The 15,137-nt window shown below is 68.5% G+C and carries 12 protein-coding genes; 7 read left to right on the forward strand and 5 right to left on the reverse strand.

Going from position 1 to position 15,137, the window contains the following annotated elements; translation table 11 throughout:
• Positions 1 to 8: 8 nt before the first annotated feature.
• Positions 9 to 911, reverse strand: a complete 903-nt coding sequence (gene oxyR / locus NM961_RS07160) for a DNA-binding transcriptional regulator OxyR (protein WP_255913232.1) — start codon at positions 909 to 911, stop codon at positions 9 to 11.
• A gap of 135 nt (positions 912 to 1,046) precedes the next feature.
• On the opposite strand from oxyR, the gene NM961_RS07165 reads away from it, so the two are divergent.
• Positions 1,047 to 1,586: a peroxiredoxin gene (locus NM961_RS07165; RefSeq protein ID WP_255913233.1), complete on the forward strand. Its 540-nt coding sequence runs from the start codon at positions 1,047 to 1,049 to the stop codon at positions 1,584 to 1,586.
• Between the two features lie 223 nt (positions 1,587 to 1,809).
• A complete protein-coding gene (gene ahpD, locus NM961_RS07170; RefSeq protein WP_255913235.1) occupies positions 1,810 to 2,340 on the forward strand; it encodes an alkylhydroperoxidase, AhpD family in 531 nt (176 codons plus the stop codon).
• Between the two features lie 178 nt (positions 2,341 to 2,518).
• Here the strand turns inward: ahpD and NM961_RS24365 are convergent, their stop codons facing one another.
• Positions 2,519 to 3,631, reverse strand: a complete 1,113-nt coding sequence (locus tag NM961_RS24365) for a spermidine synthase (RefSeq protein WP_255913236.1) — start codon at positions 3,629 to 3,631, stop codon at positions 2,519 to 2,521.
• A gap of 169 nt (positions 3,632 to 3,800) precedes the next feature.
• On the opposite strand from NM961_RS24365, the gene NM961_RS07180 reads away from it, so the two are divergent.
• The 3 genes from NM961_RS07180 to NM961_RS07190 all read left to right on the forward strand — a co-directional run bounded on the left by NM961_RS07180 (position 3,801) and on the right by NM961_RS07190 (position 8,075).
• Complete coding sequence (locus tag NM961_RS07180; protein ID WP_255913237.1) at positions 3,801 to 4,637, forward strand: DUF4097 family beta strand repeat-containing protein; 837 nt, start codon at positions 3,801 to 3,803, stop codon at positions 4,635 to 4,637.
• 117 nt (positions 4,638 to 4,754) lie between these two features.
• Complete coding sequence (locus NM961_RS07185; protein ID WP_255913238.1) at positions 4,755 to 7,436, forward strand: M1 family metallopeptidase; 2,682 nt, start codon at positions 4,755 to 4,757, stop codon at positions 7,434 to 7,436.
• An 84-nt stretch (positions 7,437 to 7,520) separates the two neighbouring features.
• Entirely contained in the window at positions 7,521 to 8,075 is a 555-nt protein-coding gene (locus NM961_RS07190; RefSeq protein WP_255913239.1) for a Pycsar system effector family protein, read from the forward strand.
• Between the two features lie 34 nt (positions 8,076 to 8,109).
• Here the strand turns inward: NM961_RS07190 and NM961_RS07195 are convergent, their stop codons facing one another.
• From NM961_RS07195 to NM961_RS07205, 3 genes are all read right to left on the reverse strand, one after another.
• Positions 8,110 to 8,595: a hotdog fold domain-containing protein gene (locus tag NM961_RS07195; protein WP_255913240.1), complete on the reverse strand. Its 486-nt coding sequence runs from the start codon at positions 8,593 to 8,595 to the stop codon at positions 8,110 to 8,112.
• 489 nt (positions 8,596 to 9,084) lie between these two features.
• A complete protein-coding gene (locus tag NM961_RS07200) occupies positions 9,085 to 11,553 on the reverse strand; it encodes an acyl-CoA dehydrogenase (protein WP_255913241.1) in 2,469 nt (822 codons plus the stop codon).
• Positions 11,554 to 11,570: 17 nt separating this feature from the next.
• A complete protein-coding gene (locus NM961_RS07205) occupies positions 11,571 to 12,440 on the reverse strand; it encodes an alpha/beta fold hydrolase (protein ID WP_255913242.1) in 870 nt (289 codons plus the stop codon).
• Between the two features lie 168 nt (positions 12,441 to 12,608).
• On the opposite strand from NM961_RS07205, the gene NM961_RS07210 reads away from it, so the two are divergent.
• Positions 12,609 to 13,190, forward strand: coding sequence for a TetR/AcrR family transcriptional regulator (locus NM961_RS07210; protein ID WP_255913243.1), 582 nt, complete (start codon positions 12,609 to 12,611; stop codon positions 13,188 to 13,190).
• A gap of 132 nt (positions 13,191 to 13,322) precedes the next feature.
• Positions 13,323 to 15,101, forward strand: coding sequence for a phosphoenolpyruvate carboxykinase (GTP) (locus tag NM961_RS07215; RefSeq protein ID WP_255913246.1), 1,779 nt, complete (start codon positions 13,323 to 13,325; stop codon positions 15,099 to 15,101).
• Positions 15,102 to 15,137 lie beyond the last annotated feature (36 nt).

Raw genomic sequence — 15,137 nt, forward strand, 5'->3', positions numbered from 1 at the left:
CCTGCGCCTCAGCGCGGCAGCACCTGTCCCGCCAGGCGCTTCAGCTCCGCTGCCACCGCGCCGAGGAAATTCTTCATCGCCGAGGATTTGCGCCAGACCAGCGCGATGCGCCGGCTGGGTGCGCTGCCGCGGAAGGAGAGCAGCTGTATCGCCTCGGACTGCACCACCGGCGGACGCACCGCCAGCAGCGGCAGCAGGGTGATGCCGACATTCGCGGCGACCATCTGGCGCAAGGTTTCCAGGCTGGTGGCGCGGAAGCCGTCGCGCTCGCTGGCGCCGGCCAGCTGGCACACATCCAGCGCCTGGTCGCGCAGGCAGTGGCCGTCTTCCAGCAGCAGCAGGCTCTCGCTTTCCAGGTCGTCCATGCTCAAGGTCTTGCGCCGGGCCAGGCGATGCTGGGTGGGCACAGCGAGCAGGAAGGGCTCGTCGAACAGCACTTCCGCGTGCAGTTGGTCGTCGTGCAGCGGCAGCGCGAGCAGGGCGGCGTCGAGGCGGCCTTCGCGCAGGCGCTGCAGCAGCACTTCGGTCTTTTCTTCGGTCAGCAGCAGTTCCAGGCGCGGGAAGCGCTCGCGCAGGCCGGGCACCACATGCGGCAGCAGATACGGGCCCAGCGTGGGAAATATGCCAAGACGCAGGCTGCCGGATTCCGGATCCTTGGTGCGCCGCGCGATGGCCTTGATCTGCTCGACCTCGTCAAGCACATGGCGTGCGCGCGTGGCAATCTCGCGTCCGACCTCGGTCAGCAGTATCTTGCGCGGCGTGCGCTCGACCAGGGCCACGTCCAGCTCGTCTTCCAGTTTCTTGATCTGGGTGGACAGTGTGGGCTGGCTCACGAAGCTGGCATCGGCCGCGCGGCCGAAATGCTTGTGCTCGGCCAGAGCGACGAGGTAGCGCAGGTCACGCAGGTTCATGGCGGTGTCATAGCCTGGGTCTATCGTGCTGATGCTATCAATTGATTGGATCCATGCCTACGCGGACGGTACATTACGCCCCGTCTTCAGTCCTCCCTTCCCCGAAGGGAATCATCTCAACCTCAGGAGAGAAGCATGCTCAGCGTTGGTGACAAGTTCCCGCAGTTCAATGTCAAGGCGACCGTTTCCACCGATCTCAAGAACGCCTTCGTCGACATCAACAACGACACCTACAAGGGCAAGTGGCTGGTCGTGTTCTTCTACCCGAAGGATTTCACCTTCGTCTGCCCGACCGAGATCACCGGTTTCGCCAAGCACAACCAGGCTTTCCTCGACCGCGACGCGCAGCTGCTGACCGGCTCCACCGACAGCGAGTTCGTGCACCACGCCTGGCGCACCCACCACAAGGACCTCAACGGTCTGCCGTTCCCGATGCTGGCCGACATCAAGCGCGAGCTGACCTCGGCCCTGGGCATCCTGGACAAGGACGCCGGCGTGGCCCAGCGCGCGACCTTCATCGTCGACCCGCAGGGCATCATCCGCTTCGTCTACGTGACCGACCTGTCGGTCGGCCGCAATCCGGAAGAAGTGCTGCGCGTGCTCGACGCGCTGCAGACCGACGAACTGTGCCCGTGCAACTGGCACCAGGGCGAGGAAGTCATCAAGGTCGGCTGATCGGCCTGATGCGCGGCGCCGGACGGCTGCGAAGCCGGCCGCCGGCGCGGCGATACCGATGCAGGGAGGCGGGCTTGTCCCGCCTCCGCACCGGGCAGATTTTTCAACCCGATCCGCCCCCAGCAGGACGCGCCGCGCGCGCTGCCGCTGGAAGCGTTTCCACATTTAACAATTGAAACAAAGTGCGATCGGACGCGCGATCGACAGAACAAGGAGCGCCCCCATGAGTGTTGCCGAACTGAAATCGCAGATCCCCGACTACGCCAAGGACCTGCGCCTGAACCTGGATTCCGTGCTCAGCGAAGGCGGCGCGCCGGGCCTGAGCCGCAAGCAGATCGCGCTGGTCGCGCTGGCTTCGGCCATCGCCTCGCGCTACGAGCCGCTGGTCGCCGCGCTGGCCGCCGAAGGCGCCGCGCATGCCAGCGAGGCCGAACTCAACGGCGCGCGCACCGCTGCAGCGATCATGGCCATGAACAACGTCTACTACCGCTTCACCCACCTGGTCAGCGATACCGAATACGCCTCGCTGCGCGCCGGCCTGCGCATGAACGCCATGGCCAACCCGGGCTGCGACAAGGTCGATTTCGAGCTGTGCTCGCTGGCCGTCTCGGCCATCAACGGCTGCGGCATGTGCATGGACTCCCACGAGAAGACCCTGCGCAAGCACGAACTCACTGCCCAGGCCGTGCAGAGCGCGGTACGCATCGCCGCGGTGGTGCACGCGGCCGCGGTGACGCTGGAACAGCGCGGCTGAGGCCGCGGCGCGGCCGGTAGCGGCTGCGTTGCTTGTATGGTGCGGACGGGCGGCTTTAGGGCCGCCCGTCTTGCTGTGTGGAATCTGTCGTGTGGGTTTGCGCGGCATGCTGGCTTCGCACGGGTGCGCAGCCGCCGGCTGCGGTGCCGGATCCCGGCGGCGCGCCGGCGCGTGAACGCTAGCGCCGTTTCGGCCTTGCCGTCCCATCGGTGCGCGAACTGCCGGGCTTGCTCGTCAGGACGCCGGGTTGCGTCGTACCGGCGCGACGCACGGGACTGCTTCCGCCCACCGGTTTGCGGCGGGGAGCAATGCCGCCACCGCGTGGATCGCTGGCTTCGCCCGCCGGCTTCCCGCGCGGCACGATGCCGCCCCTGCGTGGATCGTTGGCCCCGCTCGCCGGTTTTCTGCGCGCCGCGGCGATTCCACTGTGCAGATCGCCGCTTTTGTCCGCCGGCTTGCCGTGCACGGCGATACCGCCACGATCGCCGCTCCCGCTCGCGGCTTTCCTGAGCGACCCAGCCGCGCCGCTGCGCGGCTTGCCGGCTCCGCCCGCGGCCTCGCGCCGCGCTGCGCCGACGCCCGTCCGCGAATCCCCAATCCCGGCTCCCGCATCCCAGCCTTTCTGCGCCACCCACACCCTGTGCCGCGCCCCCTTGTTGCCATGCGCGCGCACGGTCACTTCCTCGACCGCGTAGCCGTGGCTGCGCAGCCGTACGGAGAACTGCCGGTCCGGCCCGGCCGACCACACCGTGAGCACGCCGCCGGGGCGCAGCGCCGTGTGGATCGCGCGCAGGCCGGCGGGCGAGTACAGCCATTCGTTGCCGGCATGGGTGAGACCGTCGGGGCCGTTGTCCACGTCCAGCATCACTGCGTCATAGGCGGCGCGGGCGCCGCGCAGCAGCTGGGCCACATCGACCGCCTGCACCACGGCGCGCGGGTCGCGCAGCGGATGGCCGGCGTGGGCGCCGAGCACGTCGCGGTTCCAGGCGACCACGCCGGGCACGAGTTCGGCCACCACCACTTCGGCGTGCGGTCCCAGGTGGCGCAGCGCCGCGGCCAGGGTGAAGCCCAGGCCCAGGCCGCCGATCAGCACGCGCGGCGCCGGCCGCGCGGCGATACGGCGGCAGGCCAGCTCGGCCAGGGCGTCCTCGGAGCCGTGCATGCGCGTGGACATAAGATCGCCGCTGCCGGCGATCTTGATGGAAAAATGCGCACCCTCCTGGAACAGGCGCAGTTCGCCGCCGCCGGGAATCGCGGCCGTGTCGAGCAGGGTCAGGCGCTTGGCATTCATGGGCGTGCGGCGGCGGGGCGGGCGGCGGATGATACGCGCAGCGGCGCGCGCTGGCCCGGCCGGGCCGCGCTGCGCCGTTGCGCGATCCGCTTAAACCCTGTGCGGCCGGGCTGCATCCGATTCCCCGCACGCCGTATCTGTGCGTAGTCCCTGACCCTGCGAGCCCACCATGACCCGTACCCTGTTGGCATCCCTGTTCCTTCTCGCCGCCGGCGGCGCCCTGGCCGAAGACTGCAGCCACACCGCCCAGCGCAACCTGGACCTGCCCGCCGACGGCCTCAGCGAACTCAAGCTGCAGACCCGTGCCGGCGACCTGCGCATCACCGGCGTCGCCGGCCTCAAGCAGCTGGAATTCCGCGGCCGCGCCTGCGCCAGCACGGCCGAGGCGCTGGAAAAGCTGACCCTGCAGCAATCCCGCAGCGGCAGCACCCAAAGCGTGCTGACCACCGCGCCGGAGCAGATCGACGGCTCCCTGTTCGGTTCCAGCTACGCCTATATCGACCTGGAGGTGCGCGTGCCCCAGGGGCTGGCGCTGGATCTGGACGATTCCTCCGGCGATATCGAAATCGACGACGCCGGCGCAGTGCAACTGCGCGACAGCTCCGGCGACATCCGCATCAGCCGCGCCCGCGGCGACCTGCGCATCGCCGACAGTTCCGGCGACATCGAGGTCGACCAGGCCGAGGGTGCAGTCACCGTGAGCAGCGACAGCTCCGGCGATATCGAGATCGACGGCGCCCGCCGCGACGTGCTGATCGACGACGACAGCTCGGGCGACATCCGCATCTCCAATGTCAGCGGCAATGCGCGCGTGGACCGCGACAGCTCCGGCGATATCCGCTTCCGCCGCATTACCGGCAATGCCGAAGTCGGCTCCGACAGCAGCGGCACCATCCGCGCCGAGGGCATCACGGGCGACTTCACCGTGAAGCAGAAATCCGGCGGCGCCAGCACCATCCAGCACTCCGACGTGGGCGGCAAGGTCAGCCTGCCCGAGAACGACTGAGGGCGGCGCTTTCTCTCCACCGCCGCCGGTGCTGCGCCCGTGCGCAGCGCCGGCGCGGCCTTTTGAGCCGGACGGCCTGATGCTAGCCTCGGGCGGTTTGCCGCCGGAGGGGAAGCCATGGCCATGCTGCGTTGCCTGTGGTGTCTGCTGCTGGGCTGGGCCTGCGCCGTCCAGGCCGGGCCGGTTCCGCTGGGCCGCTTGCCGGATACGGCCAGGCCGCTGCAGTACACGCTGAATTTCCGCCTGGATCCGGCCGCGGCCGGGTTCAGCGCCAGCGCAGCGATCCGCGTGGAATTGCGCGAACCCGCCGATCACCTGTGGCTGCACGCGCTGGAGCTGGAGGTGACCAAGGTCGAGCTGCGCGACGCGGCCGGCAAGCGCCATCCGGCCCGTTTCAGCGCCCAGGGCGACAGCGGCGTCGCGCGTGTCGATCTCGGCGCCATCTTGCCGGCGCAGACGCTGACGCTGAGCTTCGATTACCGCGCGCGCTACAACTCGCAGCTGGAAGGCATCTACCGCACCGTGCGCGCGGGCAAGCCCTACGTGGTCACGCAGATGGAGCCGATCAGTGCGCGGCGCGCCTTCCCCGGCTTCGACGAGCCGCGCTTCAAGGCGGTCTTCGACGTGAGCCTCGACATTCCGGCCGGCCAGCAGGCGGTGACCAATACCGCCCAGAGCGGCGAGGAAAAGCTTGCCGACGGCTGGCGCCGGCTGCGCTTCCGCAGCACGCCGAAACTGCCGACGTACCTGATCGCACTGGCCGTGGGGCCGTGGGATATCGTCGAAGGCGAAACCATCGCCGCGACCCGCTGGCGCAGCGAGCCCGTACCGCTGCGCGCGCTGGCGCCGCAGGGCGAAGGACCGCGACTGAAGGAAGCGCTGGCCGCCACGCCGGCGATCGTGCGCGCGCTGGAGGACTACTTCGGCTATCCCTACGCCTTCGGCAAGCTGGATCTGCTGGCGGCGCCGGATTTCAGCGCCGGCGCGATGGAAAACCCGGGGTTGGTCGTCTTCCGCGAAGCGCTGTTGCTGCTGGATGCGAATTCGCCCACCGACCTGCGCCACAGTTCCTTCGAGGTCAATGCGCACGAACTCGCCCACCAGTGGTTCGGCGATACCGTGACCATGCCTTGGTGGGACGATCTGTGGCTCAACGAGGCCTTCGCCACTTGGATGGAAGGTCGCATCACCGGCCAGCTGCGCCCGGCCCAGCGCGCCGACCTGCAGCGTATCGCCGCGGCCCAGCACGCCATGGCCGCTGACAGCCTGGCCAGCGCGCGCCGCGTGCGCCAGCCCATCGGCGACAACGGCGATATCGAAGGCGCCTTCGACAGCCTGACCTATGGCAAGGGCGCCGCGGTGCTGGGCATGTTCGAGGCCTGGCTGGGCGAGAACGTGTTCCGCGACGGCATGCGCGCCTACATGAAGAAACACGCCTTCGCCAATGCGACCTCGGACGATTTGATCGACGCGCTGGCTGAAGCCGGCGACAAGGACGCCCGCTTCGGCAAGGCCATGCGCAGTTTCCTCGACCAGCCCGGCGTGCCGCTGGTCAGCAGCCGGCTGCAGTGCAGCGGCGGCAAGGCGGTGCTGCAGCTGCACCAGCAGCGCTATTTCCCGGCCGGCTCGCAGGGGTCCGGCGAGCAGCGCTGGGGCATCCCGTTCTGCGTGCGCACGGGCAAGGACGGCAGGCAGGCTACGCAATGCCAGCTGCTGGATCAGGCTTCCGCCACGATGGCGCTAGACGGCGGCTGTCCCGACTGGTACCTGCCCAATGCCCAGGGCCGCGGCTACTACCGCGTCGCGCTGCTGCCGGAGGAACTGCAGCACCTGACCGCGGCTGCCGCCACGCTGGACGACCGCGACCAGCTCGCCTTCGCCGACGCGATCAAGGCCGGTTTCGGGCGCGGCGATGTCGATGCCGCGGCCGTGCTGGCCGCGGCCGGCCGCCTGGCGGACGCCAGGCCGCGCGAAGTCGCGCTGGCCCTGCAGAACGAGCTGGTCTGGCTGCGCCGCAACCTGGCCGACGCGCAGACCCGGCCGCCGCTCGATGCCTACGTGAGCCAGCTCTACCTGCCGCGCCTGCGCGCGCTGGGCTATGTGCGCCGCGCCGGCGAAAATCCCGACGACGCCCTGCTGCGCGCCGACCTGGCCGAGCTGCTGGGGCGCAAAGTGGAAAATGCCGAAGTGCGCGCGGCCCTACTGCAGCAGGGCAAGGCCGTGCTGCAGCCTGACGCCGCCGGCCGCCTGCGCTTCGGCGCGGCCAATTACGATCTGCTGGGCACCGTGCTGGCGGTGACGGTGCAGGAACTGGGCGCGCCGGCGGTGGAAGCGCTGATCGTCGAGCTGGCGCAGAACAACGACGCCAGCCTGCGCCTGAGCATGGCCATGGCCCTGGGCACGACCACGGATCCCGCCCTGGGCGAGCGCGTGCGCGAGTTCGCCGTCAGCGACGCGGCCAAGATCAGCGAGACCGCGCGCATTCTGGCCACGCACCAGTACGAGCCGCGCAACCGCACCGCGCTGTGGCAATGGCTGCAGCGGCGCTACGCCCAGGTGGTTGCGCGTACGCCGGTATTCGTCCACGGCAATCTGCCGGAACTGCTCAGCGAGGGCTGGTGCGAAACCCGCCAGGCGGCGGCAGTGGCGGAGTTCTTCGGCAAGAACCCGCTCCAGGTCAGCGGCGTTGCCCAGGGCCTGCGCCGCGCGCAGGAGGCGATCACGCTCTGCGCCGCCCGGCGCGAGCGCCAGGGCACGGCCAGCCTGGCTGCCTGGGCCCGGGGCCAGGCCGGAAAATAGTCCGCACGGTGGTGTGCCGGCGCGCGCTTCCGCCGCGCCGGCCAGCGATTATGATGCGCCAAACCGCCGGAGGAGGGCTGCGGCATGAGCGACAGCGAGACCAGGCGCAGCGTCTTCGCCCAGGTGCCCGAGCGCAATACCTCGGACAATATCCTGCGCACGGCGCAGCAGCATCATGTGCAGCTGTCGGCCATGGCCGACACCAAGGCCAATATCATCATCACGGTGTCGTCCATCGTGCTGACCTTGTCGCTGGGCCGGCTGGCCGAGCCCGACCTGCGCGTGGCCGTGCTGATCCTGATTGGCTTCACCCTGCTTGCGCTGCTGCTGGCCATACTGGCTGTGCTGCCCAAGTACCGGCCGCTGCGCCTGCAGAGTGAAGAACTGCCGCCGTTTTTCAATCTGCTGTTCTTCGGCCATTTCTCCGAACTGAGCCGCGAGCGCTTCCTGGCCGAGATGGCGCGCACCATGCAGGCCGACGGCAGCGTCTACGAGGCCCAGGCCAAGGATCTGTATTCGCTGGGCCTGTACCTGGCGCGGCACAAATACCGCTATCTGCGCCTGAGCTATCTGTTCTTTCTGGCCGGCTTCGTATTCGCCTGCGGCGAGCAGGCGTTGCGGATGCTGTTCGGCAGGTGAGTCCGGAGCGGGCCGGGCCTGGGGCGTATGTGGTTCAGTCGCCCGCGGCCTGGGCGCGCCGGGCCGGCGAAACCCACATCGTGATATCCGCGTCGAATACCACGTCGCCGGCGCTGTCGCGCACTTCGACCTTGGCGTGCAGGTCCTGGCCGCTGGCCGGATCGGCGACCGGCGGCACCAGCGCGGTCGCCGTCATCGGCCCGTTGGCCTTTTTCAGATAGCGCACGCTCATGCCCTTGGGAATCCAGCGCATGCCGGCGGGAATGGTCGCATCGGTGGCCAGGCCGCCGGCCATCTCGGCCATGTTGCACAGGGCGATCGCATGCACCGTGCCGATATGGTTCTGCACCCGGCGCCGGTGCGCGATGCGCACCACGCAGCGGCCGCTCTCCAGCACGTCCACTCGCGGCGCGATGCTGCCGAAGTAGGGCGCGCGCCAGCAGATCAGGCGCGAATACAGCCAGCGGCCAGGAGCGGAGCTGCCGAGTTTGCGGAACAGGCTGAGGGCTGCGGATGCCATGGGATTCTCCGGGTGATGGGCGTGCTACGGTTGGCGGGGTGTGCCGCAATCGTGAACATGCTGCCGATGGATGTGTTGCCGATGGCTGTGCCAGGTCGGCTTGCGCTGCCTCGGCCGGCTGCTTCTGCTCCTCTCCACAGCTTGCTCGGGGGAGAGGCTGGGAGAGGGGGCAACGTCAAATGCGCGGCAACGCGGAGGTTTTCGCGAAGACCCTGAGTGCAGCTACGGCGCGGCGAAAGCTGCTGCGTCGGTGCAGATCTGATGTCGCCCCCTCACCCCGGTCCTCTCCCCCGAGCGGGCTCGGGGGAGAGGGAGCAAGAGGATCCTGGGCTTGTCTGATACCGCGTGTGCTTCACGCAGACCGCTGGCACCTTGCGGTGCCGCATGAAATCCGATCGCAGCTCCAGCCTCGGTTGCGCCAAGCCTCCACTACTGCCTTGAAATCCAGTAGCGGATTCCAACACAGCGGCGCAAGGCTCCGCACCGGCCTCACGCCACCGACCGCAGCACCGTCTTGCCGTGCTTCACTGCCGCCTCCAGCTCGCGCGGATCGAAGTCGTCCACGCTGATGAATTCAAAGGTCGCGGTGCGCACGCGCTCCAGCAGCTTGCGTTCCTCGCTGGTGATGCCGCCGGCGGCTTCGACTTCGGCCAGCTGGCCGTTGTAGTCATAGGCCTTGGCGCCCAGGGTCTTGGCTGCCTTGAGGAACTTGCGTTCCACCGGCTCGGCCGCGATCACGTCGGCGAGCAGCGCATTCATGCGGCCGATGGGGTTGTTCGCGTTCGGCGTGAGGTAGACATCGCCGGCCAGGCGGTCGCGGGTTTCATTCGGCGCGCACAGGATCGCGGCGACGCGGCGGCCCAGGCGGTCCGACGGCGGCACTTCGCGCCGACCCAGCGGGAAGATCAGCGCGCGCAGCAGCCACGCGACCGGGCGCAGCGGGAAATTGCGCAGCACACCGTCCAGCGCCATCTGCATGCGCCAGACGCAGTCGTGGAAGGCCCAGGCCAGCATGGGCTGGTCGGCCACCGGGCGGCCCTGGTCCTCGTAGCGCTTGAGCATGGCCGAGGCGATGTACAGGTTGGACAGCACGTCGCCGAGGCGGGCGGAGATCTTTTCCTTGAACTTGAGCTTGCCGCCCAGCACCAGCATCGAGGTATCCGCGGTCAGCGCCAGCGCGGCGGCGTAGCGATTGAGCTTGCGGTAGAAGCGGCGTGTGTACTTGTCGCCGGGGGCCGAACCGATCTTGGCGTGGGTCAGGCCCAGCACGAAGCTGCGTGCAGCGTTGGAGATGGCGAAGCCGATATGGCCGAACAGGGCCTTGTCGAACGCGGCGACGCGCTCGGAATAGTCGCTGAGCCGGGCCGCCTGCATTTCCTTGAGCACGAACGGATGGCAGCGGATCGCGCCCTGGCCGAAGATCATCATGCTGCGGGTGAGGATGTTGGCGCCTTCCACCGTGATCGCGATGGGCGCGCCCTGCCAGGCGCGGCCGGCGTAGTTGCGCGGGCCTAGGATCACGCCCTTGCCGCCGTGGATGTCCATGACGTCCTTGGCGATCTCGCGGCCGAGTTCGGTCGCGTGGTATTTGCCGATGGCCGAGGGCACCGACGGCTTTTCGCCGCGGTCCACGGCAGCGGCCGTCGCGCGCGACAGCGCGCTGATCGCATAGGTGTAGCCGCCGATGCGCGCCAGCGCTTCCTCGACGCCTTCGAAGCGGCCGATGGCCATGCCGAACTGCTTGCGGATGCGGGCATAGGCGCCGGTGGCGATGGAGCCGATGCGCGCGGCGCCCGTGGCATTGGACGGCAGCGAGATGGCGCGGCCCACCGACAGGCATTCCACCAGCATGCGCCAGCCTTCGCCGGCCATCTCCGGGCCGCCGATCAGCTGCGACAGCGGCACGAATACATCCTTGCCGCGCACCGGGCCGTTCTGGAACGGAATGTTCAGCGGCATGTGGCGGCGGCCGATTTCCAGTCCCTTGGTCTCGCGCGGGACCAGGGCCAGGGTGATGCCCAGGTCTTCCGTGTCGCCCAGCAGTTTCTCCGGGTCGTACATGCGGAAGGCCAGGCCGACCACGGTCGCGACCGGGGCCAGGGTGATGTAGCGCTTATCGAAGGTCAGGCGCACGCCGAGCACATTGGCGCCGTTCCATTCGCCCTTGCAGACGATGCCGTAGTCCGGGATCGAGGTGGCGTCGGAGCCGGCGTAGGGGCCGGTCAGGGCGAAGCAGGGAATTTCGCGGCCGTCGGCGAGGCGCGGCAGGTAGAAGTCCTTCTGTTCCTTGGTGCCGTAATGCAGCAGCAGTTCGGCCGGACCCAGCGAATTGGGCACCGCGACCGTGGAGCCCACCGTGGTGGAGATGCTGGCCAGCTTCTGCAGCACCACCGAATGGGCCAGGGCGGAGAACTGCAGGCCGCCGTACTCGCGCGGGATGATCATGCCGAAGAATTTGTTCTTCTTCAGGAACTCCCATACCGGCGGCGGCAGGTCGGCCAGTTCGTGGGTGATTTCCCAGTCGTTGACCATGCGGCAGAGTTCTTCCACCGGGCCGTCGAGGAAGGCGCGCTCGTCGGCGGAAAGCGTGGGCACGGGTTCGCGCAGCAGGCGGTTCCAGTTCGGCTTGCCGCTGAACAGCTCGCCTTCAAAGCCGACCGTGCCGGCCTCCAGCGCGATCTTTTCCGTCGGCGACAGCTGCGGCGTGATCTTCTGGTAGATGGCCAGCAGCGGCGCGCTCAGGCGGCTGCGGCGGAAGCCGGCCAGGTTCAGCGGCACGGCGATCAGGCCGAACGCGAGCAGGGTACCCGCGGTCGCGGCCCAGTGCGCGCCAGCCAGGTAGCCGGCGACGAGGATGGCCAGGCCGGTGGCGATGCTCCAGGTGCGCAGGCCGACCCGGCGGTAGGAGCAGGCCAGCGATACCAGGAGCGCAGCCAGCAAGGGGATCCAGTGTTGCATGGGGAACTCCTCGTAGATCAAACCCGGCCCGGAGGCAGGGTACGGACAAAGGAAAGCACAGCGTCGGTGAACAGGTCATTGCGGTCCCCTGCGACCATGTGGGTCGCACGCGGCACCACGACATGGCGGGCCTGGGGTACCAGCTGCAGGAATTCGGCGATGGTCGACTGCGAAACCACATCGCTGTCGCTGCCTGAAAGCAGCAGCACCGGCACGCGGATCTGCCGCGCGGCCTCGATCAGGACGGCCTGGTGGCGCTCGCTGTTCTCGGCCACGCGGTCGAGCAGGGCCGGATCCCAATGCCAGCGGTAGCGGCCGTCTTCGCGCTGCACCAGCAGGGATTGCAGGCGCTGCGGCGAGCGGGTCTCGCGCCGGTGCGGCAGGTAGGAGGCAATGCTCGCGGCCGCCTGCTCCAGCGATGCGAAGCCGTCCGGATGCGCGCGCATGAAGCTGAGGATGCGTTCGACTCCGGCCGTCTCCCAGCGCGGGGTGATGTCGACCAGTACCAGGGCGCGGAACAGTTGGGGCTGGCTGGCCTGGGCCAGCAGACCGATCAGCCCGCCGAAGGAGGCGCCGACCAGCACGGCTGAGGGACCGGCGTAGCGGGCCAGGCTTGCCTGGTCGGCGATGAAGTGATCGAGGGCGTAGTCGCCGCGGGGTTGCCAGCCGCTGCCGCCGTGGCCGCGGGCGTCGAAACAAAGACTGAGGAAACCTTGCGCGGCGAGCCGGGCCGCGCTGCCCTGCCAGGCCAGGCGGGTCTGCCCGAAGCCATGGGCGAACACCAGGGCCGGGTCGCCGGCATTGCCGTGCATATCGCAGGAAAGGACCAGTCCGTCATCGCTGAGCAGCGTGACGGGGACCTTTGGCGTCAAGGTGTTGGCAGGCATCTGGCGGGCTTCAAACATACGTTTGAGTATCAGGTCCGAAGTAGAGTAATCAATCCGGGGTTTTCTCGTTTTCAGATAAAAATTTTCTGAATAGAGGTATCCATACGCTCCGACCACCTAGGTTCGCAGGCGTACCGCCGTGGCGGCGGTCTTGCCGGAACCACAGTCATGGAACAAACCGTTGCTCAATTTGAAACACGCGGGCGCCTGTCGGCGGCCGACTGGGAACAGGCCGCCCTGGACGCGATCGCCGACCACGGCGTCAGCGGCGCAGCGGTGGAGCCGCTGGCGCGCCGCCTGGGCGTGACCAAGGGCAGCTTCTACTGGCATTTCCCCACCCGCGAGGCCCTGCTCAAGGCGGCGCTGGAACGCTGGGAGCGGGCCGACGAGGACGAATTCACCGGCGTGGAACCCATCCGCGACCCGCGTGAACGCCTGCGCGCCCTGTTCCGGCGCACCAGCCGGGAGATGCAGTCCCACGTGATTTACTCCGCCCTGCTGCGCGCACTGGACCATCCGGTGGTGCAGCCGGTCATGTCGCGGGTGTCGCAGCGGCGCATCGATTTCCTCACCCTGGCCTACCGCCAGCTCGGCCTGGAAAAGGTCGCCGCCTCCTACCGCGCGCGCCTGGCCTATGCGGCCTATGCGGGTTTCCTGCAGCTGTCGATGCAGCTGGGCCTGCCGCGGCTCTCGCACGCGGAGTTCGACGAGTACGTCGAGCACACCATCAATACGCTGATTCCGGCGTGATCCCGCGGTAACGACGCAAGCCATTGATCCAACTGAGGGCCGCCAGCGGATTTGTTGCAATGCTGGCGGCCCGCCGCTAACGTGGCCTGCCTTACTTTCAGGCAGGGCCCCGGTAGGCCCAGGATCTAGCAAATGGCCAGCAAGCTCGATGCGTTGAACCGGTGGGTGGATGAAGTCGCCCGTCTGACCCAGCCCGACCGCATCCACTGGTGCGACGGCTCAGAGGCGGAATACCAGGCCCTGGTCGAACTCATGCTCGATACCGGCGACCTGACCGAGCTGAATCCGTCCACGCATCCGAACTGCTACCTGCACCGCTCCAACCCCAGTGACGTGGCCCGGGTGGAGCACCTGACCTTCGTCTGCTCGCGCAATGCCGAGGACGCCGGCCCCAACAACCACTGGATGGCACCGGAAGAGGCCCACCAGAAGATCGACGCCCTGTTCGCCGGCTGCATGAAGGGCCGCACCCTGTACGTGATCCCGTACTGCATGGGGCCGATCGATTCGCCGCTGGCACGCTGCGGCGTGGAAATCACCGACAGCCCCTACGTCGTCGCCAACATGCGCATCATGACCCGCATGGGCGCGCCGGCGCTGAGCCGGATCGAGCGCGAGGGCAGCTTCGTCAAGGGCCTGCACTCCACCGGCGACCTGGATCCGGCCAAGCGTTTCATCATGCATTTCCCCGAGGAACTGACCATCAAGTCGATCGGTTCCGGCTACGGCGGCAATGCCCTGCTGGGCAAGAAATGCCATGCCCTGCGCATCGCCTCCTGGCAGGCGCGGCAGGAAGGCTGGCTGGCCGAGCACATGCTTATCCTGGGGCTGGAAAGCCCGCAGGGCGAGACCTTCTACGTGGCTGCGGCCTTCCCGTCGGCCTGCGGCAAGACCAACCTGGCCATGCTGATCCCGCCCGCGGCCTATCCCGGCTGGAAGGTGTGGACCATCGGCGACGACATCTGCTGGATGCAGCCGGGCGCCGACGGCCGCCTGTGGGCGATCAACCCGGAAGCCGGCTTCTTCGGCGTGGCGCCGGGCACCAGCCGCAACACCAACCCCAACGCGCTGGCCATGCTCGACCACGACGCGATTTTCACCAACGTGGCCGAGACCGCCGACCAGCAGCCCTGGTGGGAAGGCCTGCCCGAAGGCAAGCCGGCCAAGGACTGGCAGGGCCGCGACTACGATCCCGCCAACGGCCCGGCGGCGCATCCGAATTCGCGCTTCACCGTGAGCGCGCGCCAGTGTCCGAGCTGGTCGCCGCGGGCGGAAGATCCGCAGGGCGTGCCCATCTCCGCCATCATCTTCGGCGGCCGCCGCGAATCGCTGGTGCCGCTGGTGTTCGAATCGCGCGACTGGCGCCACGGCGTGCTGGTCGGCGCATCCATGGGTTCGGAGACCACCGCCGCGGCCACCGGCGCGGTCGGCGTGCTGCGCCGCGATTCCATGGCCATGAAGCCGTTCTGCGGCTACAACTTCGCCGATTACTTCGCCCACTGGCTGAGCCTGGACAAGGGCAACGCCAAGCTGCCGCGCATCTTCCACGTCAACTGGTTCCGCAAGGGCGCCAACGGCAAGTTCGTCTGGCCGGGCTTCGGCGACAACATGCGCGTGCTGGAGTGGATCGTGAACCGCTGCAAGGGCACGGCCGAGGCGGTGCAGACGCCGATCGGCAACCTGCCGCGGCGCGAGGACCTGAACCTGGCCGGCCTGAACCTGGCAGATGCGGACCTGGATCTGCTGCTCAGCGTCGACCGCGAAGGCTGGGCGCGCGAATACGCCGGCATCGGCGAGTACCTGGCTTCCTTCGGCGACCGCACTCCGGCCGCGCTGCAGCAGGAACACGCCCGCGTCAGCGCCGAGCTGGCCGCGGCCGCGCAGCCGCAGGCCAAGGTCGCCGTAGGCTGAGCGGGACCGGACAGCGCCGGCCCGGTTTGCCGGGAC

The organism is Tahibacter harae, assembly GCF_024437735.1.
GTDB lineage: Bacteria > Pseudomonadota > Gammaproteobacteria > Xanthomonadales > Rhodanobacteraceae > Tahibacter > Tahibacter harae.